Genomic DNA, 26,917 nt, shown 5'->3' with positions numbered 1-26,917 from the left:
TCCCGTCTGCGGATTTTTCATTTGGAAATGAGGAATGAATGATGGTGGCATATTGAGGTTCTGCGGAGCCGTCCGGTATTTTTCCGGTGCCCCTTTGCTTTTGTTGTACTCAATTTACCATCGTGCGGCCGCAATGTCAATGCGTGCAAATGAATCTTAACACGCTCTTAACTGCTGTGCGGTCGAATGCCGTCAGGTCTCGTCGAGCGACACCCATTCGGTATCGCCGGTGTGGAAAAAGTACAGCACACACGCGCGGACCGGTCTGCCGTAAATCTCATGCACGGCACGCGCGTAGGCGGCCAGCTGCGGACGGTACTGCTCGGCTCTCTCGACCGCACCACCCTTCTTGATGCGGTCGGTCTTGAAATCAAGGATAACAAAGCCGTCCCCGGTTTCGATCAGGCAGTCGATAACGCCCTGCAGGAGCACGTTTTCCTCGGGTGCATCCGCCGCAACCGGAAAATACGCTTGCGCCGGAACGAGCACGGAGAACTTGAACTCACGCCGCACCTTATTTTCCGCCATAAAGGTTTTGTACAGGTCGGAGGCGAAAAACCGTTCGATCTTGCGTTTATCCACAGCATACGCCTGTTCTGTGGACAAAATCTTCTTTTCCGCCAGACGGTTCAGCTCGTTTTCCACGCCGTTCGGTACACAGGCGGCGTCAAAGTCGCAGAACTGCATGAACAGGTGGTGCGCTGTACCGATCTCGGCAGGCGTCAGCTTCTTTTCTCCCTGCTCGAACAGCGGTGCGCGCAGCTGCACTTCTTTCCGCGGCGGCGGTGTCTGCTCGGCGGCCTCGTCTGCACGGTAGCCGCGGCCTACACCGGTGGCGGTCAGCTTGCTCGGCAGCTCCGCGAGGTAAGCATGCGGGTAGTCGAAGTGCGGCTGCACGGTGCAGTCGCCGGTCTCCCTGTCCTCGAAACGCAAGATTTCAGTTTCCTGCGGCTGCAGGTCGCTCGGATAATACACCTTGAGCATAAACGCATCATTGTCCGTGCCGTGCTCGGGCACCTCGGGCGCATACTCCTCGCGGAAGGCACGCGCGCATGGATGCCGCAGCAGCGGTGTCAGAATCCACGCAAGCGGCGTGCGTGCCGCACCCATGGCGTACTGCGGCAGCTCATCGAGCGACGCCAGCAGCGACCATTTTTTCAGCGAATTCCGCAGACTGCCGGTTGCTGCCGTCAGAATCAGTTTTTCCTTGGCGCGCGTCATCGCTACATATAATACGCGCAGCTCTTCGGATATCATCTCGCGGCGCATCTGCACCGAGACCGCAATGCGCTCGGCGGTGTCGTACTGCACACCGCGGTCACGGTCGCGGCACTTACTGCCGAAGCCGAGGTTCTGGTGCACGAGCACCGGCTCCTTGAGGTCGCTGTCGTTGAACTGCTTGGCGCAGTCTGCCACGATAACGACCGGAAATTCCAGTCCCTTAGACTTGTGGATGGACAGAATGCGGACCGCACCGCCGGTGGCCTCGGCACCGACCGTCTGGAAATCCTCGCCCTGTTCGAGCATGCCGCGCAGCAGGCGCACAAAGTCAAACAGGCCGCGGAAGCCCTGTCCCTCAAACGAGCGCGCCCGCTCGAAGAACGTCAGCAGGTTGCTCTGGCGCTGTGCGCCGTTCGGCAGAGCGCCGTACAGACCGAGCGCGCCGGTCTGGTCGTAAATCTCCCACAGCAGGCGGTACACCGGCTGATCGCACGCAAAGGTGCGCAGAAAGTCCAGCCGCTGCAGGAAGGTTTCCACCTTGGGAAAATCTGTTCTCGCCTGCAGCAGCGCGTCATAATAGCTGATCTTGCGGTCCACAAGGCGAATATCCGCCAGTTCCTGCTCGGTGAATCCGAACAGCGGCGAACGCATCACGCCGATAAGGTCAACATCCTGCCGCGGGTTGTCAATGACGCTGAGCAGCGACACCATCGTGCCGACCTCGGCAGTCTCCAGCAGGCCGCCGCGCTGCTCGGCGCTGGCTGTTACGCCGATGCGCTCCAGCTCCGCAATGTAGGTCGGCGCCTTGTTTCTGGGCGAGCGCAGCAGGATTACGATGTCGCCCGGCGTGACCGGACGCAGCTTCCCGGTCTGCTTATCCGTCACCGGAAAGCCTTCGTCGAGCAGCGCACGAATCCGCTTCGCGGCAAGCCGTGCTTCGAGTTCGGTCTTATCCGGCGCATCATCGTCCTCGCCGAGTCCGTCCGCGTCCACGAGCAGGACTTCGGTCTTGTACCGCGCATTTCCGGACTCCGGATAGTAGTCCGCGCCGAGGTGCAGCGCCTCCTTGTCCGTGTACACGAGATCGCCCACGGTCTCGCCCATGACGGCGGCAAACAGATAGTTGCACGCATCCAGCACGGCCGCTCGTGAACGGAAATTCTGCCCGAGCACGACACGGCGCGGCTGCCCGTCAGCGGCGTCTGCCACCTCACCGAAGCTGCGGTATTTCTCAAGGAAAATGGACGGGTCAGCCAGTCGAAAGCCGTAAATGCTCTGCTTGACGTCACCGACCATGAACAGGTTGGTCTCGTTTCTGGAGAGTGCACGGAAGATGGCATCCTGCACGGCGTTGGTGTCCTGATACTCGTCCACCGCAATTTCGGTGAACTGCTCGGACATGGTTTTCGCCAGTGCGGACGGCTTGCCGTCTGTATACAGCAGACGCACGGCAAAGTGCTCCAAATCGTTGAAATCCGCAGCATTTCTCGCACGTTTCGCTGCCGTAAAGGCATCATCAAAGGCGTTTACCATGTCAATGAGCGCGAACAGCGCGGGGGCTGTCAGGCCTCGGTCGTACTCCGCTTCTTCTGCGGTGACGGTCAGCCATTTCTCCCGAATGTTATTGGCAACGCCCTTCCACTCCTCGCGCATGGCCTTGATCTGCTCGAGGAACGCCTTGTCCTCAAATTTTCTCGCGGCCTTCAGTCGGTCAAACGAGATCGACCGGGCAGCCTTCACGCAGTCGTCCCAGCTGCCGTTATACAGCGCATCGAGCAGACGCTCGGCCTGATTTAAGTCGCTTGTCAGCGCGGGCAGATAGTTGTCCGCCAGCTCATCAATGCCGGTCAATTCATCCACAGCCATGTGCAGAAATGCCGCACCGTGCTGTGCCGCCGACTTCGCCTGCTCGCGCAGAACACGGCCGTGCGGCGTGTCCATGCCGCGCGTGTACAATCCGGCGCGCACATCCTCGAGGAACGCCCGCGGATCAGGATGCGCCTGAATCTTCTCGTAGGTGCCGAGAATGACCTCGCCCAGCTTTTGGTCATCGCGCCCCGCCGTCAGCAGATCACAGAGCGCAAAAAACTTCTCGTCTGCCTGCTCATAGGCCGTATCGAGCACTTCTTCGAGCACCTCGGCGCGAAGCAGCTTGCCCTCGTTTTCGTCCATCAGGCGGAAGTCGGGTGCAATACCGAGCACCGCCGCCTGCTCGCGTGCGAGCGACAGACACAGCGCGTGCACGGTCGTGATTTTCGCGCGGTGCACGAGGAACAGCTGCCGCCGCAGACGGGTATCCCGCGGGTTTGCGGCTACAGCCGCACCGAGTGCCGCACCGATTCGCTCACGCATTTCGGCTGCCGCCGCGTTGGTAAACGTAACCAGCAGCAGGCGGTCGATATCGACCGGATCCTTCTCGTCCGTCAGCCGACGGAGTACGCGCTCGGTCAGTACGGCGGTCTTGCCCGAGCCGGCTGCCGCCGAAACCAGCAGTGCGCCGCCGCGGTCGTCGATCGCGGTCTGCTGATCAGGTGTCCACTTCGGCATTGTCGTTCCCTCCTAACTGCTCCCAGAATTCCTTGTCCTTGATGTTTTTCAGCCAGCGTACCTTATCTCCGGCGGTCTCGTCGAACCGGCAGGCTGCCCGGAAATCGCACCATTCGCAATAGCTGCGGTCGGTCTTGCGCGGATCGGCTTCAATGCTGCCGTTTCGCAGAGCCTGTCCCATTTCGAGCAGCTTTTTCTGCGTATAGCGTGCCAGTCTGCCGAATTTCGCCAGATCAGCTACCGCAGACTTGGCGGCAAGCGTCAGCTCGTCCTCGCCCTTTCTGGTCTTGATAGAGACCGGAATAAACCGTCCGTCACCTTCCAGACCGTGCTCCATCGCCTCGAGCAGCGACATATCGTCGCTCAGCAGACCCGAACGCCGCAGCGCCTTGTCGCGCAGGATGCGCAGCCCTTCCTCGTCCGTGTCGCGCGCCGCGTCCGGCAGCTCATCGCGCACCGGAACATACAGCACGCCTGCCGGTACGATTTCGTTCAGCTCGGCGGTCAGGCGGGCACGATAGCGGTCCAGGCCCTCCTGCTGCAGCGCGTACAGATAGATGATAAGCTGCATGTTGAGTCCGTACCAGATATCGGACAGCGAAAATGACTTTTTGCCGCTTTTATAGTCCATAACGCGCAGATAGAGGCGACCGTTTTTGATGTAGCCGTCCACGCGGTCCACCTTGCCGGAGAGTGAAACCGACACATCGCCGTCCTCGCACTGCACGGGCGGCAGGTCGCCGCTGCGCGAGAAGTCCAGCTCATAGTCGATCGGCGCAAAGTCGGATACGCGCAGTTCTTCGATCACGTTGTCGAGGATCTGCTCCACGGCGCGCACCAGTCGGCGGAACAGGTATTGGAAGCGCGCGGTTTTATTCTCCAAGCCGCCAAGCTCCTCCGCGACATACTGCCGTACCGCTTCACGGCAGGCTTTCCGCACGGTCGGCTGATCGGCATGGGCGGCGCCGCCCTCGCACTTTCCAAGAGCATCCAGCGCATGCTCGAGCACATAGTGGATGAACGTGCCGGTCGAGAGCGCATCAAACTTCGCCACGCGGCGCGGCTTGGCCTTCAAACCATACTGCATAAAGAATGCAAACCGGCAAGAATAGAACGTATCCACACGCGAAGCGGTCAGATTGAGGCTTTTTCCGTACAATCCGTCAATCGTGTGCGGACTGCTCAGCGGTCCTCTGCCGCGCCGCTGCGTCTGTGCGTTTTTGACTCGCTCATCATCCTTATAGTAGGCATAGGCAGCCCGCACGGCGGCTGTCCGGTCGCCCGAAAGATACGCGCACGCGAGTTCGACCGCCGGTCGTTCCGCCTGCAGGCGGTCGCGCACGGTCTCCGTCCGGTGGGTGGAAAACGGCACATCCGGCAGCAGCTCCCGCACTGTGTTCACGAAGTAGGACAGCCGCGTTTCACCCCCGCCTGCGTCGATGGTGTGATACGTCAGCAGCAGCTCGTCTGTCGGGCACGCGAGTGCCCGATAGAGCGTTTCCTGCTCCATCAGCAGGCGTTCCTCGCCGTAGGCTTTGAGTTCCACGCCGAGCGCATCCATTTTGTCGCGGTCCATGTCACTCAGCAGCGAAGTCGAGGACGGGGTTTTCGGTATCAGGCCGTCGTTGACGCCCAGCAGGATGACATATTTCGCATTTTCCGTACACGCACGCTCGATGTTGCCGCAGGTCACGCGGTCGAGCGAAACCGGAATCGTACCCACATCGTACTCGCCGAGCACCAGCCGGAACAGCTGCGCGAAACGGTCGAGCGTCAGCGGCATATCACCGCACACCCATGCAAACTGCTCCATCGCAGAGACCAGGATTTCCCACAGCTGGCGGTACTCGTCGGCCAGCTGCAGACGGCCCGCCTGCTCGTGTCCGGCGGCGCGGTCAGTCATGCGCTGCGGCGCATCCACCGCAAGAAGAAATGCATAGAGCGCACGCACGCAGTCGCCTGCAGGCTGCTCACCTGCAAGTGCCTCGCGCAGTGCGGAGAACGGCGCGATTGCCCGTTTGCGGAGTGTGTTCAGCTCGACAAGCTGTGCCTTCGCGTTCTCGTCGATGGACAGACCGTAGCCGTCCGGATGCTCGGTCCACTCGCGTTCCCATGCTCCGCCGCGGATGTTCCAGGTGAGCACATAGTTCTCTAATTTGTCAATTTCGTCCCAATCCAAGCCCGCGAGTCCGGTCTTGAGACAGGAGAACAGATCTTCATATCGGAAGTGATTTCGCACCGCCTCGAGCGCATTCGTGACCAGCGCCATCGGCGGACGGGACAGCAGATCCGGCTTTTCTGCGAGGAACACCGGAATGTCGTACCGCGCCATCGCCATTGCGAGAAACGCACTGTACGGCTCGATATCGCGTGCCGCAACCACAAAATCGCGGCAGCGCGCGCCTTCGTCCCGCACCTTGCGCCGAATGTAAGCCGCCGCGTGCTCGCACTCGTCAAACGGTGAAGCCGCCTCGTACAAACGAACGCCGGCCGCGCTCTCCTGCGGGGTACGCACCGGCAGCAGGCTTTCGCGCTCGAGCGCAGCCAGTCCCGCCGGTCGGGCCACCTTGCTTCCGCCCAGTTCGATGCGCTCGACCGTCTGGTTATGATGCTTTGCCATTCGGGTTAATTTCTGCACTGTTTTACAGCCGGTAAGGAAAATCTCCGGGTAATCCGTATCACAGGTTACCGCCGCAGAGAGCGGCACACCCGCTGCCAGCATGGCATCAACCACTGCACTTTCCTGCACGGTAAAGCCGAGAAATCCATCCAGATAGACCGCTGCACCGTCCAGCGTGTGACTTTCTGCCAGACGGTCGCGCAGGTGTGTCAGCCGGTCTCTCGGGTCAGGCAGAGACTCCTCGCACAGACGCTCGTAGGCTGTTAAAATCTGTGCAAGATCGGACAATTTTTCTGCAAGTACCGCGTCCTCACTCTCCTCGGCAGCCGCAAACAGCGTCTCCGGTGCGACTGCACAGGTTTTGCACTCGTCGATCAGCCGCAGCGCCTCCTGCAGCAGCTCCGGCTTGTCTGCCAGACCCTTCCATGCACTCAGCCCCCCCTGCACACGGCGTGCCGCCTCCTGCAAGGTCAAAAGCTGACCTGCCGGCGTCAGCATCTGCTGTGCCAGTCCGCCGACCTCAGAGAACACACGGTCAGCCAATCGTGAGAACGTCAGCACCTCGGCCGTGCGTGCGCCGTGGTTGTGCGTGGCTGCAGCAAGCCGTCGCTCCATCAGGTGCGAGTTCAGCTCGGGCACGAGCAGAATCTGCCGTCCCTCTCCCTTTTCACTCAGCGCCGCGATCTCCCGCAGGATGGCCGTTGTCTTGCCGCTCCCCGCTCGTCCGGTCCAGATCCGCATGGCACACTCTCCTTTCATTTCATAGCTATTTGATTATAGCACAACCGGAGCAAATTGAAAATTGGTAATGGAAAACGGAAAACTATCAATAACAACCGTATGGTCATTTTATATTTTTTGTGCGTTATCAGCGTATTTTCCAGTCTTTTTCGAACTTTTACGGTGCTTTGTTTGCATTCACATATTCTGTAAAATTATTTTTTCAAAAAACTCTTGCATTTTTCTCCGCTTGGGACTATACTTTCCTCAGGCAGAACAATAAAGGCTCTGCCCCGCAAAACCAAATATTTGATTCTTCAGGGCAGGGTGCAATTCCCTACCGGCGGTACAGCCCGCGAGCGGATGCCATTCGGCGGAAGCATGATTCGGTGAAATTCCGAGGCCGACAGTATAGTCTGGATAAAAGAAGAATGCGCGGAAAGATTTTCCGTTTGTTTGCTGTTCTGAAATGCCGATTCGGTGTTTCGGACTTTTTATTTTCACAATGCTTTTTTCAGCGTCCCGAAGATTCTGTCTTTGGGACGTTTTTTTGGCTGTCGCCAAACTATCGTGAAATTTTCTACAGAATTATTATATCAGGTGATTCTATGCAGGAGCAAAAACAGGAATATATGCGTCAGGCGTTGGCGCTGGCCCAGCGCGGAGCCGGTCACGTCAATCCGAATCCGATGGTCGGCTGCGTCATCGTCAAGGACGGAAAAATCATCGGTGAAGGCTGGCACGAGCACATCGGCGGCCTGCATGCTGAGCGCAATGCGTTCGCGCACTGCACCGAGGACTGCACCGGCGCAGACCTTTACGTCACGCTTGAGCCGTGCTGCCACTGGGGACGCACGCCGCCGTGCACAGATGCAGTCATCGAGCACAAGATCGGCCGCGTGTTCGTCGGCTGTCTGGACCCCAATCCGCTGGTAGCCGGCAAAGGCGCACAGATCCTGCGCGACGCAGGCATCGAAGTCGAGACCGGCGTGTGCGAGGACGAATGCCGCCGCGTGAATGAAGTTTTCTTTCACTACATCACGCACAAAACGCCGTTTGTGACGCTCAAGTACGCGATGACGCTGGACGGCAAAATCGCCGCGCACACCGGCGACAGCCGCTGGGTTACCGGCGAGACCGCCCGCCGTCATGTGCACGAAACGCGCAACCGGCTGCCCGCCATCATGGTCGGCATCGGCACCGTGCTTGAGGACGATCCGCTGCTCACCTGCCGCATTGACGGCGGGCGCGATCCGATCCGCGTAATCTGCGACAGCCGCGCAAGAACGCCGATCGACAGCAGAATCGTACAGACGGCGAACAAAATCCCGACCTATATCGCGGTTGTCGGTCGAAATGAGCGCACCGCTGAACTGGAACGGCACGGTGTACACATTCTCGAATGCAAAACGAAAAACGAGCGCGTAGACCTTGCCGACCTGATGCGCCAGCTCGGCGCACTCGGCATCGACGGCATATTGCTTGAAGGCGGCTCGGCACTTGCGTTCTCCGCGCTGGAGGCCGGTGTGGTACACCGCGTGCAGGCGTACATTGCCCCGAAAATCATCGGCGGTGCAGGCGCGAAAAGTCCGGTCGGAGGTCTGGGATTTGACAAGATGGTGCAGGCGCTTCCGCTGAAGGACGTGACCTGCACGCCGATGGGCGAAGATTTCCTGCTTGAAGGGAGATTGTAATGTTTACTGGACTTATCGAAGAAATCGGTACGGTGCGGCGCATCGAGCGCGGCGCAAAGGGCGCTCGGCTGACGATTGCGGCAGATACTGTGCTCGAAAATACAAAAATCGGCGACAGCATTGCCACGAACGGCGTGTGTCTGACCGTGGTCGCGCTGACGGACGACAGCTTCAGCGCCGACGTGATGGCGGAAAGCCTGCGGCGTTCCGCGCTCGGCAGTCTGCAGAGCGGCTCGCCGGTCAATCTGGAGCGCGCGATGCCTGCCGACGGACGGTTCGGCGGTCATATCGTATCCGGCCATATCGACGGCACCGGCTCGGTTCTCTCGCAGCGGCGCGAGGACAACGCCGTATGGGTGACGATCAAAACACCGGCTCCCCTGCTCCGGTACATCGTCGAAAAAGGCTCGATCGCCATTGATGGCGTCAGCCTTACCGTGGCGGCTGTGACGGACACCGACTTTTCGGTCTCTATCATCCCGCACACCGGCGCACAGACCATTCTGCTCGGCAAAAAGCCGGGCGAGCCGGTCAACCTCGAATGCGATGTGATCGGCAAATACGTTGAAAAAATGCTCACGCCGCACAAATCCAGCGGTATTACGATGGATTTTCTTGCACAACACGGATTTTAACGGAGGTTTTCTTTTATGGAATATCAGTTCAATACAGTTGAAGAAGCGCTCGAAGAGCTTCGCGCCGGACACCTCATCCTCACCATCGACGACCCGGACCGCGAGAACGAGGGCGACCTCATCTGCGCCGCACAGTTCGCCACGACCGAAAACGTCAACTTCATGGCGACCCATGCCAAGGGCCTGATCTGCACACCGATGAGTGAGCAGGTTGCGCTCCGTCTCGGTCTGGAGCAGATGGTAAAGGTCAACACCGACAACCACCACACCGCGTTCACGGTCTCCATCGACCATGTGGACACCACGACCGGCATTTCCGCCGAGGAACGCGGCTTTACCTGCCGCAAATGTGCGGATATCCACACCAAGCCGGAGGAGCTCCGCCGTCCGGGACACGTTTTCCCGCTTGTTGCACGCCGCGGCGGTGTGCTGACCCGCAACGGCCACACCGAGGCGACTGTCGATCTGTGCCGCCTGGCCGGACTCGAGCAGTGCGGTTTGTGCTGTGAGATCATGCGCGATGACGGCACGATGATGCGCACGCCCGAGCTGATGGAGAAGGCCAAGGAATGGGGTCTCAAGATCATCACCATCAAGGACCTGCAGGACTACTGCCGTCGTCATGATAAGCACGTTGTCCGCGAAGCCTGTGCGAAAATGCCCACCCGTTTCGGTGAGTTCCGCATCTACGGCTACGTCAACGACCTGACCGGCGAGCACCACGTTGCGCTCGTCAAGGGCGAAATTGGCGACGGTAAGAACCTGCTCTGCCGCGTACACTCCGAGTGTCTGACCGGCGACGTGTTCGGTTCCCGCCGGTGCGACTGCGGTCAGCAGCTGGCGGCAGCCATGCAGCAGATTGACAAGGAAGGACGCGGCGTGCTGCTCTATATGCGCCAGGAAGGCCGCGGAATCGGTCTGATCAACAAGCTGAAGGCGTATGAGCTGCAGGAAAAGGGCTTCGATACAGTCGAGGCAAACGTAAAGCTCGGCTTTGCGCCCGACCTGCGTGAATACTGGATCGGCGCTCAGATCCTGCAGGATCTCGGCGCGAAGGAGCTGCGCCTGCTGACCAATAATCCGGAGAAGATTTACGGTCTGGACGGTTTTGGTGTAGAGATCACTGAGCGCGTGCCGATCGAGATTGCACCGCAGAAGGACGACGCGTTCTACCTCAGAACCAAGAAAATTAAGATGGGTCACCTCTTTAGTGAAACATTGTAATCAATCTATCCCGCAGGGCGGGATGACCTCACCTCGCCCTGCAATATATCTGTTCACCATATTGAAAGGAAGATTTTAAGATGAAGGTACTCGAAGGCAAGTTAGTAGCAACCAAGGGCAAGTTTGCAATCGTTGGTGCACGTTTCAACGAATTTATCGTTTCCAAGCTGATCTCTGGCGCGGAGGACACGCTGGTACGTCACGGTGTGGACACGGATGACATCACGCTCGTATGGGTTCCGGGTGCATTTGAGATTCCTCTTGCGGCACAGAAGCTGGCGCAGAGCGGCAAGTATGATGCAGTTATCTGCCTCGGCGCGGTTATCCGCGGCTCGACCAGCCACTACGACCTCGTGTGCAACGAGGCTGCCAAGGGCATCGCACAGGTCAATCTGCAGACCGGCGTACCGGTAACGTTCGGTGTGATTACCACTGAGAACATCGAGCAGGCCATCGAGCGCGCAGGCACCAAGGCCGGCAACAAGGGCGCCGATGCAGCGATTGCCGCTCTCGAGCTGGCAAACCTGCTGCCGCAGCTCTAAAATTGTGCAGAAAAATGCTCTCTGATGATTCAGAGAGCATTTTTATTTACCATCCTCAATTCTCCATTTTCCTCCTGCAGACGAAAAACCACCCGTGAAAAATCCCGGGTGGTTTTCTTTATTCTACCGAGCCTTCTCCGCCCATGAGCGCGGTCAGCTCCTCAATCCGCTCCAGTGGGAACGGTGGGAACGCCACCGGCTTCATGGCGATGGACATCAGCTTCATCGGGTTATCGTCCGCCGCTGCGCGGTTAGAGGCAGTACACCGCGCCTGCGGGTACGACCGGACGGCCGCACACCCTGCAGGTGAAGCTGTCGTCGCAGGCATGCGTTTTGTAATAACCCTTTTGATATTGCTTGCGTTTATTCTCCCGATTCATGGGAATTCCTCCTGAAAAGTCGATATTTTTCGTCCTTTGGGGAGGTGGTTTACGGATTCCTGTACAGCCGACCTCCCGGTCAGCGCACAAGCTCCAGTTTACCGAATTTGTTCAAAAAGCAATGCTTCTTTAATTATTTATCCTTGAGTGCGTCCTTTACCTTATCCCAGAAGCTCTTGCGCTTTACCTGATTCTCGTCTGTGGACGTTTCCTCGAACTCACGCAGCAGCTTTTTCTGCTTTTCGGACAGGTTCTTCGGCACCTCGATGTTTACGCGGACATACTGGTCGCCGCGACCACGGCCGTTGACATTCTGAATGCCCTTGCCGCGCATGCGGAACGTCGTGCCGGTCTGCGTGCCTTCCGGAATCTTGTACTCGATGCGGCCGTCGATGGTCGGCACCTGCAGCGTATCGCCGAGTGCGGCCTGTGCGAACGAAATCGGAATATCGACATGTACATCCGAGCCGTTGCGGGTAAAGATCGGATGCGGACGGATGGCAACCGTTACGAACAGATCGCCTGCGGGACCGCCGTTCACGCCTGCATTGCCCTGACCGCGCTGCTGGATGGACTGACCATCGTCGATACCGGCCGGAATGTTGACCTTGAACTTGCGGGTCTTGCGGACACGACCCTGACCGCCGCACTTCGGACACGGCTTCTTGATGATCTTGCCGGTGCCGCGGCAGTTCGGGCAGGCGCCCTGCGTCTGGAACATGCCGAGCGGCGTGCGCTGGGTCTGCGTAACAACGCCGGTGCCACGGCAGTTCGGACAGGTCTCTGCCGTGGTGCCCTTTGCGGCACCCGTGCCGCCGCAGTCATCACAGGATTCGATGCGCTCGACCGTGATCTCCTTCTCACAGCCAAATGCGGCTTCCTCGAAGGACAGGATCACCGTCTGACGGATGGATTCGCCGCGCTGCGGTGCATTACGGCGGGACGACCGTCCGCCGCCAAAGCCGCCGCCGAAGAACGAACCGAACAGGTCGCCCAGATCGCCCATATCAAAGCCGCCGCCGAAGCCGCCGGCACCGGCACCGCCGCCGTAGCTCGGGTCAACGCCGGCAAAGCCGAACTGATCGTACTTAGCGCGCTTCTCCTTGTCGGACAGCACTTCGTACGCTTCGTTTGCTTCCTTGAACTTATCCGCAGCCTCCGGATTATCTTTGTTGAGGTCCGGGTGGTACTTGCGCGCCAGCTTGCGGTATGCCTTTTTCAGCTCATCATCACTTGCGCCCTTCTGTACGCCGAGCACTTCATAATAATCTCTTTTATCAGCCATAAAAAATCATCCTATACACAGGGATAGGCGCACCGAAGCGCGCCTCTCCATTAGAGTGGAGTGTGGAGAGTGAAGAGTGAGGAGTTTTTCTCTCCACTCTCCACTCTTCTATCTTCACTCTTGCTTATTACTTATTGTCGTCGTCCTTAACCTCGGTGAAGTCAGCGTCTACAAAGTCGCCCTGCTGGCCGCCCTGTGCGCCTGCACCCTGAGCGCCGCCCATGTTCGGGTCGCCCTGCGGTGCCTGCTGCTGATAGATCTTGCCGGCCAGATCGGAGAACTTCTTAGACAGGCCCTCGGTTGCAGCCTTGATCATATCGGTATCGGTGCCCTTGAGCGCTTCCTTAACCTTTTCGATCTCAGCCTGAACGCCTGCCTTCTCATCTGCGGACAGCTTGTCGCCCAGATCGGTCAGTGCCTTCTCGGACTGGAATACCAGCTGCTCAGCGTTGTTGCGAACCTCAACTGCTTCCTTGTTCTTCTTATCCTGCTCAGCGTACTGCTCAGCCTCGTGCATTGCCTTGTCGATCTCGTCCTGAGACAGATTGGTGGATGCAGTGATGGTGATCTTCTGCTCCTTGCCGGTGCCGAGGTCCTTAGCGGATACGTTTACGATGCCGTTTGCGTCGATATCGAAGGTAACTTCGATCTGAGGAATGCCGCGCGGTGCCGGAGCGATGCCGTCGAGGGTGAAGCGGCCGAGGGTCTTGTTGCCTGCAGCCATCTCGCGCTCGCCCTGCAGAACGTGAATCTCAACGGACGGCTGGTTGTCAGCTGCGGTGGAGAAGATCTGGCTCTTCTTGGTCGGGATGGTGGTGTTGCGGTCGATCAGCTTGGTGCATACGCCGCCGAGGGTCTCAATGCCGAGGGACAGCGGAGTTACGTCGAGCAGCAGCACGTCCTTGACCTCGCCGCCAAGTACGCCGCCCTGGATGGATGCGCCGATGGCTACGCACTCGTCCGGGTTGATGCCCTTGAAGCCTTCCTTGCCGGTGATGCCCTTAACAGCCTCCTGTACAGCCGGGATACGGGTGGAACCGCCAACCAGCAGAACCTTGGACAGATCGGAAGCGGACAGACCAGCGTCGCTCATAGCCTGACGAACCGGGCCCATGGTGCGCTCAACGAGGTCTGCGGTCAGCTCATTGAACTTTGCACGGGTCAAGGTCAGCTCGAGGTGCTTCGGACCGGTTGCGTCTGCGGTGATATACGGCTGGTTGATGGAGGTCTGGCTCATGCCGGACAGCTCGATCTTTGCCTTCTCAGCAGCTTCCTTCAGGCGCTGCATAGCCATGCGGTCGTTCGACAGGTCAATGCCGTTGGACTTCTTGAACTCGTCAACCATCCAGTCGATGATGCGCTGGTCGAAGTCATCGCCGCCGAGGTGGGTATCACCTGCGGTGGACAGAACCTCCAGAACGCCCTCGCCGATATCCAGGATGGATACATCGAACGTACCGCCGCCGAGGTCGTATACCATGATCTTCTGCTCGGATTCCTTATCTACGCCGTAAGCCAGCGCAGCAGCGGTCGGCTCGTTGATGATACGCAGAACTTCCAGACCTGCGATCTTGCCGGCATCCTTGGTAGCCTGACGCTGCGAGTCGGAGAAGTAAGCCGGAACGGTGATGACCGCCTGATTTACCGGCTGGCCGAGGTATGCTTCTGCGTCAGCCTTCAGCTTCTGCAGGATCATAGCGGAAATCTCCTGCGGAGAGTACGGCTTGCCGTCGATGTTTACGCGGTAGTCGGTGCCCATGTGGCGCTTGATGGAAATAATGGTGCGGTCTGCGTTGGTTACAGCCTGGCGCTTAGCGACCTGACCGATCATACGCTCGCCGTCCTTAGAAAATGCAACAACAGACGGAGTGGTGCGCGCACCCTCAGCGTTAGGGATGACTACGGCTTCGCCGCCCTCCATAACAGATACACAAGAGTTCGTCGTACCAAGGTCAATACCAATGATCTTACCCATAATAAATACACTCCTTAATAGTTAGGATTTAGTTTACTTTAATTAGTAGTTAGTAATCAGTTTGCAACCTTCACCATCGCATGGCGAATAACCTTATCGCCGATCTGGAAGCCCTGCTGGAAGGTTTCCGCGATGACATTTTCACCGAGGCTTTCATCCTCAACGTGCATAACCGCGTTGTGGAAGTTCGGATCGAATGCGGTGCCTGCGGCAGCGTCGATGACGGTGACGTTAATGCCCTTGAGGCTTTCGGTCAGCTGCGTCATGGTCAGCTCGACACCCTTTTTATATTCGGTGTCGGCGGTCTCTGCCTTGAGCGCCCGCTCGAGGTTATCATAGGTCGGCAGCAGTGCGGTTACGGCGCGGCTGACGGCATCGGTGTACGCCTGCTCACGCTCGCGCTGGCTGCGCTTGCGGAAGTTATCGTACTCCGCCGCCATGCGGAGATAACGGTCGTTCAGGTCGTTATACTTGGCTTCCCAGTCCGTCGCGGGCTTTGCTTCAGCCTTGGCGGTCTCCTCTGCGGGAGCCTCGGTCTTTACCTGCTCCTGCTCTTCCGCCTCCGGCTTTGTCTTTTTGCTCATGTCGTTTTGTGCCTCCGTTTGCAGGAAATCAATGATTTCCGTCTTTTTCATCTAAAAATGTCTCGGCAATCAGCTTGTTCAGCCCTTTTGCGAAGCGGCTGAGCTGTGCGGACAGCTTGGCGTAATCCATGCGGGTCGGACCCACGATGCCGATCGCACCCTGACCGATCTTGCCGATATCGTATTTTGCGTAGATCGCCGAGGTTTCACTCAGCGGGTTTTCACCGTTTTCCGGTCCGATGAAGAACTGGATGCCGTCGATCTTGCGGGTGGCCGGCAGCAGGTGCTTGCGGTCGTCCTCCATGTAATCGAGCAGCGTCTGTGCTTTTTTCGTATCGCGGTACTCCGGAAAACGAAGCAGCTTGCTGGCACCGTCGAGGTAAACCTTCTGGTCGCTCAGCTCGGTGATCAGCTCTGCGATGTACTCGGCCACCGGAGCGAGCAGCGCGGTCAATCCCGCGGCGCGGCGCACAATGTCGAATCGCTCGGCGGTGATGCTAGAGAGCGGCAGTCCGGTCAGCGTCTGGTTGAGTACATAGGTGAGCAGCTCGGCCTCATCCTTGGAGACCTCAGCCACCGTGCGGACCATTTTGTTCTTAACCGTACCCGAATCCGTAACTACTACGATTACGAAATTCATCTTATCGACTGCGATGATCTCAAACTGCCGGATGGCGATCTGTGTCATGGCCGGTGTGATAGCAACCGACGCGTAATTTGTCAGACTGGTGAGCAGCTTGCCGGCCTCCTGAATGAGGTGGTCAAGCTCCCGTACCTTGGTAAGCACGCTGTTCTGCAGTGCGTTTCCGTCCTCCGCATTGTCGGTCGGACGCTCCATCAGTTCATCCACATACAGTCGATAGCCCTGCGGTGAGGGGATTCGTCCCGCAGAGGTGTGCGGCTTTTCGAGGTAGCCCATGTCCTCCAGCTCACTCATCTCATTGCGGATGGTGGCGGACGAGAACGGCAGCTCGTGTCCCTCGGTCAATGCCTTGGAGCCGACCGGCTCAGCCGTGCGGATGTAATCGCCGATAATGGCTTTGAGTATTTGCTTTTTACGTTCCGAAAGCTCCACCGAAGCAGACTCCTTTCTTTCGGTTGTTAGCACTCCATCTCCCCGAGTGCTAAACTTAATTTACCACCACATACGGACAAAGTCAAGTGCTGTTTGTGAACAATTTATGAAAATTTTAATTCCTTTCCTCGTACCTTTCGCACTAAAACAAGGCTGTTCACGGCATAAAGCAGGGTTTTCAGCCACTTTTGAAAATCCAGTTTTTAGCACTCTTCACATATCTTCACGCACTTTCACGCGAAAATGTTGTACTTGTGATGTACTGTGCAGTGTGCTTATCCTCGCATTTTCTTTTGCGCTGTGGCACGGAGAGTGCTAATATCAATGATATTTTGCGATTTTGCCATCTTTTCAGCAGCCAGCTCCTTATTTGCGTGTCCATATACGTTCAAAATCTGAGTGGGTGTTCCATGCCCCATTACTGCTTGCAGTTCTTTCAGGCTCATCTTGTCCAAATATTCCGTGCAGAACGTGTGTCGGAATCGGTGCGGGAAAACGTGCGTGATTTGATTATCAGGGTGTTGCTTGTTATACTTCTTCTCAGCCCACGCCATTTTAGAAGAAATGTTCTCGCCTACCATCGGTTTTCCATCCTGTGTAAAGAACAAAAAACCGCTATATCCACCTACCACAGGTTCTTCCATCGGTGCATTACGGTTTTCCAGCAGATGTTTGAAACAATAATAGGCGTTGTCATTCATTCCAATACTGCGATTGCCCGCTTTGGTCTTTGGCAGGTCAATAAAGTATTTTCCCTCGCGCTTTTTCAACTGCTTGTTGATAAAGATTCTCCGATTTTCAAAATCCAAATCAGATACCGTCAGTCCGCACAGTTCACTTACACGAACGCCTGTGAACAACAGCAGCGCGAACATATCAAAATACTTAGAATACGTTTCATCGTTCCACAGGAAAGTCAGCCAGTTCCGCTGTTCCTCTGCTGTCAACGGTGTGCGTTCCTCTGTATCGTTTTCAAGCACTTTGTTCATTCGGATTCCAAACGGATTACGCACGATAACCTCATCTTCAATCGCCATATTATAAGCCGCTTTTAACACTGCAATAACACTTGTGATAGTCTTATAGGCTCTGCCGTCCTTGTGCATTTTGCCAATCAGATTTTTCACGCTCGAAACTTTAACGTCCATAATTTTCTGGTGAATGACAGGCTCTTGCTCGACCATTTTCAAGCGTGCTTTGTAATTCTTGATTGTGGTATCTCGTCTGCTTTCCAGATGGTCGATATATTGTTCAACCAGTTCATACACCGTAATATTCGCAGAGTTATAATCAACGCCGCTGTTAAGTTTCTTCCACAGCTCTTTTTCTTTCTCGCGCAGCTTTTCAAGTGTCTTTGCATACAGATACTTGCGTTCTTTGGAATACGGGTCAGTATAGCTATACTGATAAAGTCCATTCGGTCGTTGACTCTCATTCTTTTCGAGGACTTTGCCGTTTTTGTCTTTTCGCTTTCCAGCCAATAGTTTTATCTCCTTTCCTGCTGAAAAGCCCCAAATATGACAGCAACAGTATAACATAGTTGGGGCTGGATTGCACGAATTTTTACGCCGAATAACACTCCATCAAATACTCCTCCAGCTTTGCCCGCTTAATCATGCGTTTTGTGCCAATCCACAGCACATAGGGGTTATTCTTTCCATCGGTCAATTCTCGAATCTTGTTCATCCCAATGCGAAAATAGTCCGAAGCCTCCTCTACATTTAGCAAAGGACTTTCCCAAATCGGTGTAATGTTTTTCTTATTCGTCATATTGTGAATCTTCTCCTTTTTAATTGGTTGAGTGAGATACATCTACTCGCCCGCTCGTGTGCAGGCGGCAGGTGTGAAAAGTGCAAATCGTGCCCGTTACCGTTATACCAAAAGTGAGGTCATCGTAATTTGTACCAAATTCCTGTTGACACTGCTTAAAGTCCGTGTTATATTGAGAGTGTAGATAATGCCAAATCTAACGAACGTCACTTATGATACAGGAGGTAACAGAGCATGAGTATTTACGGCTATTGCCGCATATCAACGCCCCAACAGAATATCGAGCGGCAGGAACGCAACATCAAAGCCGCCTATCCTGATGCGGTTCTGGTCAGTGAAGCCTACACCGGCACCAAGATTGAGCGCCCCAAGTGGTCACGGCTGCTGGCCAGAGTGGTCAAGGGTGATACCATCGTTTTTGACAGCGTATCCCGCATGAGCCGTGATGCTGTCGATGGTTATGCCGCCTACGAGGACTTGTACAGCCGAGGTGTAACGCTGGTGTTCCTCAAAGAGCCGCACATCAACACAGACACCTATCGCGCGGCTATGAGCGTATCGCTCCCCAAGACAGATACCAAGGTCGATATACTGCTGGATGCAGTTGAACAGTTCATGCTTGCACTCGCTAAAGAGCAGATACAGCTTGCGTTCGACCAGTCAGAGAAAGAGGTCAAAGACCTGCATCAGCGCACGAGTGAGGGCATCAAGACCGCCAAGCTGAACGGCAAGCAGATAGGCCAGCCCAAGGGCGCGAAGCTGACTACCAAAAAGAGCATCGCAGCCAAGCAGATTATCAAGCAGCACGCTAAAGAGTTCGGCGGCAGTTTGTCCGACCCAGAGGTTATCAAGCTGGCTGGTATCAGCCGCAACAGCTATTACAAATACAAACGAGAACTGACAGAGGGAGAGGGCTAACGCCCTCTCCTTTGCTCCGGAACGCCCTGTGCTCGTGTTAGTTTCACCCAGAATACCGTAACGAAACGTTACAGTATCGCGATAGGTACAGCATTGCATCTGGCTTATCAGTACCGCTTGCGCGGCACTGGAAAAAGACTGATTTTTCATCAATCAAATAATCAAAAGACAGTGGGAGAGATAAGAGGAAACACTATATTAGGGGGAACGCTCTCACCCGAAAATGCAGAAAGCAGTAAAAAGTGCATTGTTCCCTGTGTTCTCAATCCATCAAGCTATCTATCTCCGCATCGAAGTTGCACATTTCCTCGAGCGTTTCAGGATTTCCAAAACCAAACGAGCATATACACTGAGGGCGATTTAGTTGTTCCTCTCCGAGATACTTCCCGCCGTCAATAGATTCCACAATTTCCTTGAACCATTCCTGTTCATACAGCCAGCAGGTAAATGCAGGGTCTTCCTCGTTCAATTCTTCCATGTATTCCAGAAAGGCTTGTTGGCTCTCCCTCTGCCGTTCCTCACGCTCTGCCGCCAGTGCAGCCAGATAGTCAATCTCTGTGTCGCTCATTGCATCAAAGGCGTTATCCGGTTCATCCTCGCCCGCTCGTTGCACATCAGACAGCCCACGCAGATAATCAGCCAGCCAAGCACGCAGACAGGCTTGCAGCCGTTCAATATACGCACTCAGCTTATCCCGACTAATCAGCGTAACACTGGTGAGTTTCTTCCACGGCATACCCGTACAGCTGTCGTTATACCGCTTTACCGCATATTCCCCGTTATTACCTGTCAATTCGCCCACAATCGCGCGAAACTGTTCCAGAGAGAAAATATACCATTGGTGTTCACAAAACCATGTACGCCATTCAGAGCGTTTCACGCCCTTATGCCACTGGTCACGCAGTATGTTGCTGTGATATTCGATCAACCGGTTGTAGCTATCCTCCGTCAGCAGTTCACCCAGCATGGAAATAGTTCGCCGCGCCGCTTCTTCAATCGTGCCGCCAGCATCCAGACACCGAAGTTCCAAGCGGGCATATATGCCGCAGTTCGGATATTGTTTGGTTTTGTCGTAGCACTCATTCTCAAAAGGGCGTTTGGGCTTGCCAGTGATGGACGGTGACTGACTTTTTGCGAACATACTTTTGACAGAACCGTCCTCGTCCATGGTAATACCGTTGTTATCGAGGCTGAATCTATCAATCACCAGCCAGCGAACCGCTTTATTCAGACGGCGCAGTTCATCATATGAGTGTGTAAAGCTGTCAAAGGCAAAGTCAGCCCGTTCAACATAGTACGGATTTCTCTCTGTCATATCGGCGATTGTAGTTGCCAAGTCACGCCCAGACAACAGAGTATAACGTGTGCCCGCTGCACGAATAGAGGGGTTAAGCTGATAGCGATAGAATTTCTCCGTGAACTGTGGCTGCACCTCGTTTGTCTGCCGCGCTGCACCTTGCTTGTGTCCCCAGAAAATGCTATAATCCGCATAGTCGAGCGGGAGATATTTCGCTTGCACCTGCAACGTATGCAGGCCGCACGAATGCTTTCCGCCGTATAATTTTTTGATTTCCGCTTTTTTCATTAAAAGTCTCCCTTAAAATTGATAAAAAGTTTCCAAAACCTCTATTACCCCTTCTGGCTCGTCCCGATTTTTTCGGAAAACAGCTTTTTGCAACTCTCCGAAGTTTCGAAAAACGTGCTTCTCGATAAAAAATTTAGGTTTTCTTGAATTTCTCTCGAGCGCACGAATCAAACCACTTGACTTATCACATACTTGATGGTATTTTTATTTTGAATAACCGAATCATATTTTCACCCTCTTTCTAAATTGGCTCAGAATGCCCCAGAATCGTTTCTGATGGTCACTCGTCAAAGAATACGCACAGCCACCTCAAAGACGATTGTGCGGCGCTTTAGCGTTCCTGTGATTGCCTCACACTACCTACTATACAAAATCGGGCTCAGAGAGACGCCAAATTATACATATTTTTTAATTCATTTATTGTGCATTATTCACAATCTGCAACCAAAGTCATTATATAGGCAGCAAAAAGCGGCTGATATGCGTGAAAAATCGCACATCAGTCGCAGTTATTTTTTAATTAAAGATCTTCATCATCATCAGCCAGAAAGATAGTCAGCTGAAAAGGTTTCTGATCTGCGAACTTCACAGTGATATACTCAATCCGTTCCTCTGGAAAGAAACGCCCGCTTGCCCATGCAAATTCGCCTTTTACCACAATCTTACTCTCCCAGAACGGGTCAATGATAAAAGCAACGCCGTCCTCGATAATTTCAAAAGGCCCTACTACAAGAGATATATCTACTCGACTGGCCGCATCTTTCGAGGGAAAGTTCATCTGCATACTGGTGAAATACCCTCTGTTCAAATGAACCAGCAGGCTTTCCAGCGTCGGGAATGTTAGTCTTTCAAATTCCATGATTTTCTCCTTTGTTTTTCCGTTGGGTGATTGGGTTTTCGGTGTCATTTCGGGGCTTTTCGGGTCAAATGTTGTACTTGTGATGTACTGATTTTTCATATTGATAACATTTCAGTAGTTTTAATCATGCATTCCGCTCGAATGACATCATTTTGCGAACTCTATCCACTCCTCAAAGTGTACTATTTGTTATCAATTTATGAAATGATGGTCGGAATTTTATCACACTCGTCTGCCGAGTGCTGAAATGCCAATTTTCACCGTATGAAAAATGCTCTGATTTGGTCGTTTTTCCTTGCGTTCGCGTTCACACAGTGATAAAATTATTATGAGAGAGACAGGCAATCGTTCGATTGCCGTAGAGAGAAAATCCGCTCTATAAAAAGGAGAACAAACATGAAGGAAATCAAAGTTGGCATCGTTGGTTTGGGCCGTCTCGGTTCGGTACACGCGCAGAATCTCGCGTTCAAGATTCCCGGCTGCAAGCTGGTCGCTGCCTGCTCGCTCGTGCAGAAGGAGCTGGACTGGGCAAAGGACTACCTCAAGGTAGAGTACACCACCACGGACTACAAGAAAATGGTTGATGAGGCAGACATCGAAGCTGTCGTTATCGTCTCCTCCTCTCCGGAGCACTGCTGGATGATCGAGTACGCGCTCGATGCAGGCAAGCACGTCTTCACCGACAAGCCGCTCGGCTGCTCGCTTGAGGAGTGCAAGCGCGCTGAGGCTGCCGTTGAACGTCACCCGGACAAGATCTTCTTCCTTGGCTTTATGCGCCGCTACGATCCGTCCTACGCGGATGCAAAGGCACAGATCAACGCAGGCCGCATCGGCAAGCCGTATCTGGTAAAGGCTACCGGCCTGGACCCGGAAGCACTGGTCGAGAGCTGCATCAAGTTCTCCAAGACCTCGGGCGGCATCTTCATTGACGCGGCTTCGCACGACATTGACCTGATGCGCTGGTTCCTCGGCGGTGAGGTTACCGAGGTTTACGCCGCAGGCACCAACTTCAAGCACCCCGAGTTTGCCGAGAACGGTGACACCGAGACCGGCATGGCAATGCTCAAGTTTGACAATGGCACGGTCGCTTTCCTGCACGTTGGCCGTACTGCGCCGCACGGCTACCACACCGAGACCGAGATCGTCGGCACCGAAGCGCATATCCGCGTAGCCGGTGTACCGTGGAAGGACCGTGTAATGGTTTACGATCAGTACGGTGCCCGTCAGGAGATCGTCGAGAACTTCCCGCAGCGTTTCGCAGAGGCTTACCTGCTCGAAATGGTGGACTTCATCGACTGCATCCAGAAGGACCGCAAGCCCGAGCTGACCGTTTACGACGGCACCAAGGCAACCCTCGTTACCTACGCGATTACGGATTCGTTCCACTCCGGCAAGCCGGTTCAGGTACAGTATTAATATATTGTAAAATCGCACAAAAGCAGAGCCGAAAGACTCTGCTTTTTCTTGCATATTTTCATCTTCTCTGCTATGATAATGGCAAGGAGGTAGAGTCTATGACGAATGCTAACCCCAATGCTCCCGCGTACCGCTGGCTGCTGCTGTTCTGGCTGTTCAATGCTCTGAATGTGCTGTTCAGCGTGATCGACCTGCCGGTCGTATTGTTCAGCGGTGAAGCCGGTCAAATCACGTTATCTAATATTCTCGCACTCGCTGCCGCAGTCGCACAGTTTTATCCGTTCTATCAACTCGGCAAGCTGTCCGACCGTCTGCACCGCGCCTTCACTGTCAACATTATCAGCGTCTGCGCAGCCGTTGTCGGACTGATCTCGCTTCTGATAGCGCTGACCGACCGACCGCCCTATAACTCTGCCGCGGTCATCACGGTGATGAGTCTGGTAGTCATGGCGGGCGTGATTTGCCTGTACGTTTCCCAGTTCTTTCTGTATACCGGATTGGAGGCGCTTCGCGCGGAACGCGGCTATGATTATCCGTCCCGCCTGATCCGACTGTGCTTTTTCGTGCCGCTGATCTGCGATATTGCCGCCGTCCTGCTGGACAGCGCGCTCAAAACCTCGATTTCGCTCTTTTCTAAGTGTTTCTGCCTGATCGTGCTCGGACTGTTCGTCCGCGCCGCTCGCAAGAGCGAGATTGCATAACTGCGGCACGAGATCATGTCGCCCATAAGATATCAAATACTTCTGCAAACGCGAAAAAAGACCGCCTAAGCGGTCCTTTTTCTTTTATATGAGAGATTATTTGTAGAGAGCAGGTTTATCCATCATCTCGATCGGCAGGAACTGATTCGTGCCGCGGGAACGGTTGAGCGTGTCTGCTGCAACGCAGGCAGCGTAGCCGTCCCATGCGGACGGACCATCCGGCTCCCCCTTCTCCTCGAGGGTCTTGACCCAATGGGTCAGCTCAATGTCATAGGCTTCAATAAAGCGGTCCTTCCAGTCGGTCAGGATCGGGAACGAACGGGTTGCGTTCGAGCGCTTGACAACCGCATACGGATCAGGCAGGTTGACTGTGCCCTTCTCGCAGACGACCTGACACTGGATGTCATAACCGTAAGCGTCCGCAACCTGAACCTCTACGTCAATACGCGCACCGGACTGGGTTTCCAGCAGCACGATCTGCGGGTTGTCATAACCCTTGGTAGAGCACACGGACTGGCGCACCTTGAGCACCTGACCGCTCTTATACTCGTCACCGAGCAGCCAGCGGCAGATGTCCAGCTCGTGGATTGCAACGTTGGAAACGCCCATCTCTGTCTGGAAGCCGTCCGGCTGAGACACGTTGCGGTGGCACGCGTGAATCATCAGCGGTGCACCCAGCTCGCCGGAGTCGATGATGCGCTTCATCTCGGCATAGCCGCGGTCATAATGGCGCATAAAGCCCACCTGCAACAGACGTTTGCCGTGCGCGGTTTCTGCGGCGATGATCTTCTCGCAGTCCTCTGCGTTCTGCGCTAGCGGCTTCTCGCAGAACACCTGCTTGCCCGCTTTGAGAGCCTCGAGCACATAGCCTGCGTGGCTCGGGTCGGACGAGGTGATAACGACCGCCTGCACCTCCGGTGCTGCGATCAGCTCCTCGCCGGTCTTGTATGCCTTCATGCCTTCATACTGCGCTGCAACCTTAATCGCAGCTTCTTCAAAATAGTCTGCACAGGCAACAACCTGACAGCCCGGAACAATGTCCGTCAGGCGTCGAATGTGATCGCGGCCAATTGCGCCGCAGCCAATAACACCAATATTCAGCATGCTGATCCTCTCCTTTTAACAGCAAGAATAATCACTTAAAATCTCGTTAATACTCGCGGATTCCCGCGTTTTTTCACACTTTTTTTCTTCATTGCATACATTGTACCGCAATCCCGCCGTCACGGTCAACCGTCCCACCAAAACATTGGTAGCCTGCCTAAAAAAGCACCGCAAATTTATGGCAAAATGAAGGCTCAAAAGCAGATGACAGTGCATTTTTGATTGTGCACTGTGCGTAGTTATACTTGACGTCAGCGCTGCTCTCCCCTATACTTTGAAGTAGAAAAGGAGAATGTGTCAATGGCAGTTACCATACAAAAAATCGCAGAGCTGTCCGGTGTGTCGCGCGGCACGGTGGACCGTGTGCTGCACGGACGCCCCAACGTCAATCCGATGATACGCGAAAAAGTTGTCCGTGCCGCAGAAAAACTCGGCTACCAGCCTCCAGTGCCGCCGAAATCGGCAGATTGCAGGCAAGCGGCTATTCTCATTCCGCAATGGACGGATGGGCATTTCAATCGGCAAATCGTCAGCGGCATTCGCAAGGCACTGCGCTATATCGCTGATCCAGCGTTTATACTGACCGAGCAGCCGCTGCGCACTATGACCATGCAGGAGCTGCTCCGCGCAATGGACGAACAGATTCGTTCCGGCGTGGACGGGCTCATCATCCGCGCCGAAAATACGCCCGAGGTCCGCGCCGCCATCGAGCAGGCGGTGCAGCAGGGCGTGACCGTCATTACCTATGATGCCGATGTGCCGCACAGCGGCCGTCTGTGCCACGCCGGACAGGATCTTGTCCGCGCGGGCGCTATCGCCGCCGGTGTCATGGCGCGGCTCATCCGGCCGCCCGAGCACGTTCTCATTGTCACCGGAAATCTGCGTATGGAGGCCCACAAAGGCCGCGTGGACGGCTTTTGCCGCCGTCTGCTCGAGCTAGGCTTCTCCGAAGATGCCTACCGCGTGATTGAAACCAACGAAATGCCTGAACTCACCGGCGAACTCGTCGCGCAGGCGCTTCAGGCCGACAGTCGCCTGCACGCCGTCTATATGGCCTGCCAGCCGCTCTCCGGCTGCATCGCGGGCATCCGAAAAGCGCGGCGCACCACCCGGCCGCATATCGTCTGCAACGACCTCACGCCCACCGCGAAGCGGTATCTGCGGGACGGCACGGTGGATTTCGTGATCGGTCAGTCATTCTCGCAGGAGTCGTTCCACGCCGTGCTGGCGATGTATCAAATGCTGCTGCGCGGCGTGAAGCCGAAGCGTGAGCTGTATTATACCGATCTGCGGTTGATCACGCAGGAGATGTTGTAGCGAGAGATTGCATTTAGCGATTTGCAGTAATTGAGAATTGATAATGGAGAATGGAAAATTGACGTGACGGTTTACCGTTGTGTGGGTGGCCAATGGCCTCCCTACGGGATAGATTGTGCAGGTCGGATACAAGCGGTGCGCCGAGTCGTCACACCCTACGGTATAACGAGTGCAATTCGTAGGTGTCGTGCAAAATATCCAAGCCAACGAGTTGCGCGACACTGTTATGTCGCGCTTGTGAAGAATAACCCGCATGTGTAGCAGTACGCTATCTGTGAACTGCGAATAGTTTGCGAAAGACACGCAATGGTAACCCGACTGCCGTTCCCCATATCGAAGCGGTCGCCGGTCTCTGATCTGCGCCAACCCAAGAAATAAAGGAAGATGGAGTCCCAAGAGGATAGAAACCTTAGGTGTCTATCCTTTTGGCCCCCCCAGTCAAAGGTTGGCTTCCATTCCCAATACTTTAGTAATCAGATAACGATTTACACAACAAAAAAGAGCCGCTTTACAGCGACTCTTTTTTTGTTTGATATGCGTGGACTGATTACTTAGCAGCCAGACGGCGAGCCTTAGCAGCCATGCGCTCACGGGTAACGTCGAGCAGTACGGCGCCGATGATAACCAGGCCGAGTACGAGGTTCTGTACTGCCGAAGAAACGGACAGCAGGGAGAAGCCGTTACGCAGAACAGCGATGATCAGCGCGCCGAGCATGGTACCAACCATGGTGCCCTTGCCGCCCAT

At 55.3% G+C, this 26,917-nt stretch carries 19 protein-coding genes, 2 pseudogenes and 1 riboswitch; of the genes and pseudogenes, 8 read left to right on the top strand and 13 right to left on the bottom strand.

Annotated elements, in window-relative coordinates; genetic code table 11:
- Window positions 1–192 precede the first annotated feature (192 nt).
- Entirely contained in the window at window positions 193–3,768 is a 3,576-nt protein-coding gene (gene addA / locus PGS25_RS02195) for a helicase-exonuclease AddAB subunit AddA (RefSeq protein WP_270417550.1), read from the bottom strand.
- Window positions 3,749–7,129, bottom strand: coding sequence for a PD-(D/E)XK nuclease family protein (locus PGS25_RS02190; protein WP_270417549.1), 3,381 nt, complete (start codon window positions 7,127–7,129; stop codon window positions 3,749–3,751). Before PGS25_RS02190 ends, addA begins: the two co-directional genes overlap by 20 nt.
- Window positions 7,130–7,417: 288 nt before the next feature.
- Window positions 7,418–7,544, top strand: a riboswitch (FMN riboswitch).
- Window positions 7,545–7,716: 172 nt separating this feature from the next.
- Between PGS25_RS02190 and ribD the strand changes: the two genes are divergently transcribed.
- From ribD to ribH, 4 genes are all read left to right on the top strand, one after another.
- Window positions 7,717–8,802: a bifunctional diaminohydroxyphosphoribosylaminopyrimidine deaminase/5-amino-6-(5-phosphoribosylamino)uracil reductase RibD gene (gene ribD / locus PGS25_RS02185; protein WP_270417548.1), complete on the top strand. Its 1,086-nt coding sequence runs from the start codon at window positions 7,717–7,719 to the stop codon at window positions 8,800–8,802.
- Window positions 8,802–9,437, top strand: a complete 636-nt coding sequence (locus PGS25_RS02180) for a riboflavin synthase (RefSeq protein ID WP_117491329.1) — start codon at window positions 8,802–8,804, stop codon at window positions 9,435–9,437. Before ribD ends, PGS25_RS02180 begins: the two co-directional genes overlap by 1 nt.
- 15 nt (window positions 9,438–9,452) lie before the next feature.
- On the top strand, window positions 9,453–10,661 hold the full coding sequence (locus PGS25_RS02175) for a bifunctional 3,4-dihydroxy-2-butanone-4-phosphate synthase/GTP cyclohydrolase II (RefSeq protein WP_117491331.1): 1,209 nt from the start codon (window positions 9,453–9,455) through the stop codon (window positions 10,659–10,661).
- 80 nt (window positions 10,662–10,741) lie between these two features.
- On the top strand, window positions 10,742–11,203 hold the full coding sequence (ribH, locus tag PGS25_RS02170; protein WP_117554956.1) for a 6,7-dimethyl-8-ribityllumazine synthase: 462 nt from the start codon (window positions 10,742–10,744) through the stop codon (window positions 11,201–11,203).
- Between the two features lie 118 nt (window positions 11,204–11,321).
- Here the strand turns inward: ribH and PGS25_RS02165 are convergent.
- The 7 genes and pseudogenes from PGS25_RS02165 to PGS25_RS02135 all read right to left on the bottom strand — a co-directional run bounded on the left by PGS25_RS02165 (window position 11,322) and on the right by PGS25_RS02135 (window position 18,272).
- Window positions 11,322–11,583 (bottom strand): annotated as a pseudogene (locus PGS25_RS02165) (hypothetical protein).
- Between the two features lie 133 nt (window positions 11,584–11,716).
- A complete protein-coding gene (gene dnaJ, locus PGS25_RS02160; RefSeq protein ID WP_118360297.1) occupies window positions 11,717–12,868 on the bottom strand; it encodes a molecular chaperone DnaJ in 1,152 nt (383 codons plus the stop codon).
- Window positions 12,869–12,995: 127 nt separating this feature from the next.
- Window positions 12,996–14,843, bottom strand: a complete 1,848-nt coding sequence (dnaK, locus tag PGS25_RS02155) for a molecular chaperone DnaK (protein ID WP_118479120.1) — start codon at window positions 14,841–14,843, stop codon at window positions 12,996–12,998.
- A gap of 56 nt (window positions 14,844–14,899) precedes the next feature.
- On the bottom strand, window positions 14,900–15,427 hold the full coding sequence (grpE, locus tag PGS25_RS02150) for a nucleotide exchange factor GrpE (protein ID WP_270417547.1): 528 nt from the start codon (window positions 15,425–15,427) through the stop codon (window positions 14,900–14,902).
- Window positions 15,428–15,455: 28 nt separating this feature from the next.
- The gene (gene hrcA / locus PGS25_RS02145; RefSeq protein WP_270417545.1) at window positions 15,456–16,502 is read right to left on the bottom strand and encodes a heat-inducible transcriptional repressor HrcA; all 1,047 of its coding nucleotides are present in this window, start codon (window positions 16,500–16,502) and stop codon (window positions 15,456–15,458) included.
- Window positions 16,503–16,777: 275 nt separating this feature from the next.
- Window positions 16,778–17,983 (bottom strand): tyrosine-type recombinase/integrase, encoded by a 1,206-nt coding sequence (locus tag PGS25_RS02140; RefSeq protein WP_270417544.1) that lies wholly within the window; start codon window positions 17,981–17,983, stop codon window positions 16,778–16,780.
- Window positions 17,984–18,065: 82 nt separating this feature from the next.
- Window positions 18,066–18,272: an excisionase gene (locus PGS25_RS02135; RefSeq protein WP_270417543.1), complete on the bottom strand. Its 207-nt coding sequence runs from the start codon at window positions 18,270–18,272 to the stop codon at window positions 18,066–18,068.
- Window positions 18,273–18,506: 234 nt separating this feature from the next.
- On the opposite strand from PGS25_RS02135, the gene PGS25_RS02130 reads away from it, so the two are divergent.
- A complete protein-coding gene (locus tag PGS25_RS02130) occupies window positions 18,507–19,190 on the top strand; it encodes a recombinase family protein (RefSeq protein WP_270417542.1) in 684 nt (227 codons plus the stop codon).
- 262 nt (window positions 19,191–19,452) lie between these two features.
- Here the strand turns inward: PGS25_RS02130 and PGS25_RS02125 are convergent, their stop codons facing one another.
- Together PGS25_RS02125 and PGS25_RS02120 are read right to left on the bottom strand one after the other, a co-directional pair.
- Window positions 19,453–20,775 carry a hypothetical protein gene (locus tag PGS25_RS02125; protein ID WP_270417540.1) on the bottom strand — a complete coding sequence of 441 codons (1,323 nt, stop codon included), beginning with the start codon at window positions 20,773–20,775 and terminating at the stop codon, window positions 19,453–19,455.
- Between the two features lie 520 nt (window positions 20,776–21,295).
- Window positions 21,296–21,634, bottom strand: coding sequence for a hypothetical protein (locus PGS25_RS02120; protein WP_270417538.1), 339 nt, complete (start codon window positions 21,632–21,634; stop codon window positions 21,296–21,298).
- Between the two features lie 396 nt (window positions 21,635–22,030).
- Between PGS25_RS02120 and PGS25_RS02115 the strand changes: the two genes are divergently transcribed.
- Complete coding sequence (locus PGS25_RS02115) at window positions 22,031–23,050, top strand: Gfo/Idh/MocA family protein (RefSeq protein ID WP_188885413.1); 1,020 nt, start codon at window positions 22,031–22,033, stop codon at window positions 23,048–23,050.
- 98 nt (window positions 23,051–23,148) lie between these two features.
- Window positions 23,149–23,751: a hypothetical protein gene (locus PGS25_RS02110; protein ID WP_117750901.1), complete on the top strand. Its 603-nt coding sequence runs from the start codon at window positions 23,149–23,151 to the stop codon at window positions 23,749–23,751.
- Window positions 23,752–23,847: 96 nt separating this feature from the next.
- Here PGS25_RS02110 and PGS25_RS02105 read toward each other — a convergent pair whose 3' ends face one another.
- Window positions 23,848–24,855: a Gfo/Idh/MocA family protein gene (locus tag PGS25_RS02105; RefSeq protein ID WP_270417535.1), complete on the bottom strand. Its 1,008-nt coding sequence runs from the start codon at window positions 24,853–24,855 to the stop codon at window positions 23,848–23,850.
- Window positions 24,856–25,155: 300 nt separating this feature from the next.
- Between PGS25_RS02105 and PGS25_RS02100 the strand changes: the two genes are divergently transcribed.
- Entirely contained in the window at window positions 25,156–26,172 is a 1,017-nt protein-coding gene (locus tag PGS25_RS02100; protein WP_118360290.1) for a LacI family DNA-binding transcriptional regulator, read from the top strand.
- 547 nt (window positions 26,173–26,719) lie between these two features.
- On the opposite strand, the pseudogene PGS25_RS02095 reads toward PGS25_RS02100, so the two are convergent.
- Window positions 26,720–26,917 (bottom strand): annotated as a pseudogene (locus PGS25_RS02095) (ABC transporter permease); the annotation flags it as partial.

This window comes from Butyricicoccus sp. AM78-15b2TA, from assembly GCF_027665985.1.
Taxonomy (GTDB): domain Bacteria; phylum Bacillota; class Clostridia; order Oscillospirales; family Butyricicoccaceae; genus Agathobaculum; species Agathobaculum butyriciproducens.
The sequence above is the reverse complement of the archived record's forward strand: the minus strand, read 5'-3'. Positions and strand labels throughout refer to the sequence as shown.

Bases quoted from the DNA above. Each gene is read 5' to 3' on its own strand.
- addA (WP_270417550.1), bottom strand. From the start codon at position 3,768: ATGCCGAAGTGGACACCTGATCAGCAGACCGCGATCGACGACCGCGGC.
- PGS25_RS02190 (WP_270417549.1), bottom strand. From the start codon at position 7,129: ATGCGGATCTGGACCGGACGAGCGGGGAGCGGCAAGACAACGGCCATC.
- ribD (WP_270417548.1), top strand. From the start codon at position 7,717: ATGCAGGAGCAAAAACAGGAATATATGCGTCAGGCGTTGGCGCTGGCC.
- PGS25_RS02180 (WP_117491329.1), top strand. From the start codon at position 8,802: ATGTTTACTGGACTTATCGAAGAAATCGGTACGGTGCGGCGCATCGAG.
- PGS25_RS02175 (WP_117491331.1), top strand. From the start codon at position 9,453: ATGGAATATCAGTTCAATACAGTTGAAGAAGCGCTCGAAGAGCTTCGC.
- ribH (WP_117554956.1), top strand. From the start codon at position 10,742: ATGAAGGTACTCGAAGGCAAGTTAGTAGCAACCAAGGGCAAGTTTGCA.
- dnaJ (WP_118360297.1), bottom strand. From the start codon at position 12,868: ATGGCTGATAAAAGAGATTATTATGAAGTGCTCGGCGTACAGAAGGGC.
- dnaK (WP_118479120.1), bottom strand. From the start codon at position 14,843: ATGGGTAAGATCATTGGTATTGACCTTGGTACGACGAACTCTTGTGTA.
- grpE (WP_270417547.1), bottom strand. From the start codon at position 15,427: ATGAGCAAAAAGACAAAGCCGGAGGCGGAAGAGCAGGAGCAGGTAAAG.
- PGS25_RS02135 (WP_270417543.1), bottom strand. From the start codon at position 18,272: ATGACGAATAAGAAAAACATTACACCGATTTGGGAAAGTCCTTTGCTA.
- PGS25_RS02130 (WP_270417542.1), top strand. From the start codon at position 18,507: ATGAGTATTTACGGCTATTGCCGCATATCAACGCCCCAACAGAATATC.
- PGS25_RS02125 (WP_270417540.1), bottom strand. From the start codon at position 20,775: ATGAAAAAAGCGGAAATCAAAAAATTATACGGCGGAAAGCATTCGTGC.
- PGS25_RS02120 (WP_270417538.1), bottom strand. From the start codon at position 21,634: ATGGAATTTGAAAGACTAACATTCCCGACGCTGGAAAGCCTGCTGGTT.
- PGS25_RS02115 (WP_188885413.1), top strand. From the start codon at position 22,031: ATGAAGGAAATCAAAGTTGGCATCGTTGGTTTGGGCCGTCTCGGTTCG.
- PGS25_RS02110 (WP_117750901.1), top strand. From the start codon at position 23,149: ATGACGAATGCTAACCCCAATGCTCCCGCGTACCGCTGGCTGCTGCTG.
- PGS25_RS02105 (WP_270417535.1), bottom strand. From the start codon at position 24,855: ATGCTGAATATTGGTGTTATTGGCTGCGGCGCAATTGGCCGCGATCAC.
- PGS25_RS02100 (WP_118360290.1), top strand. From the start codon at position 25,156: ATGGCAGTTACCATACAAAAAATCGCAGAGCTGTCCGGTGTGTCGCGC.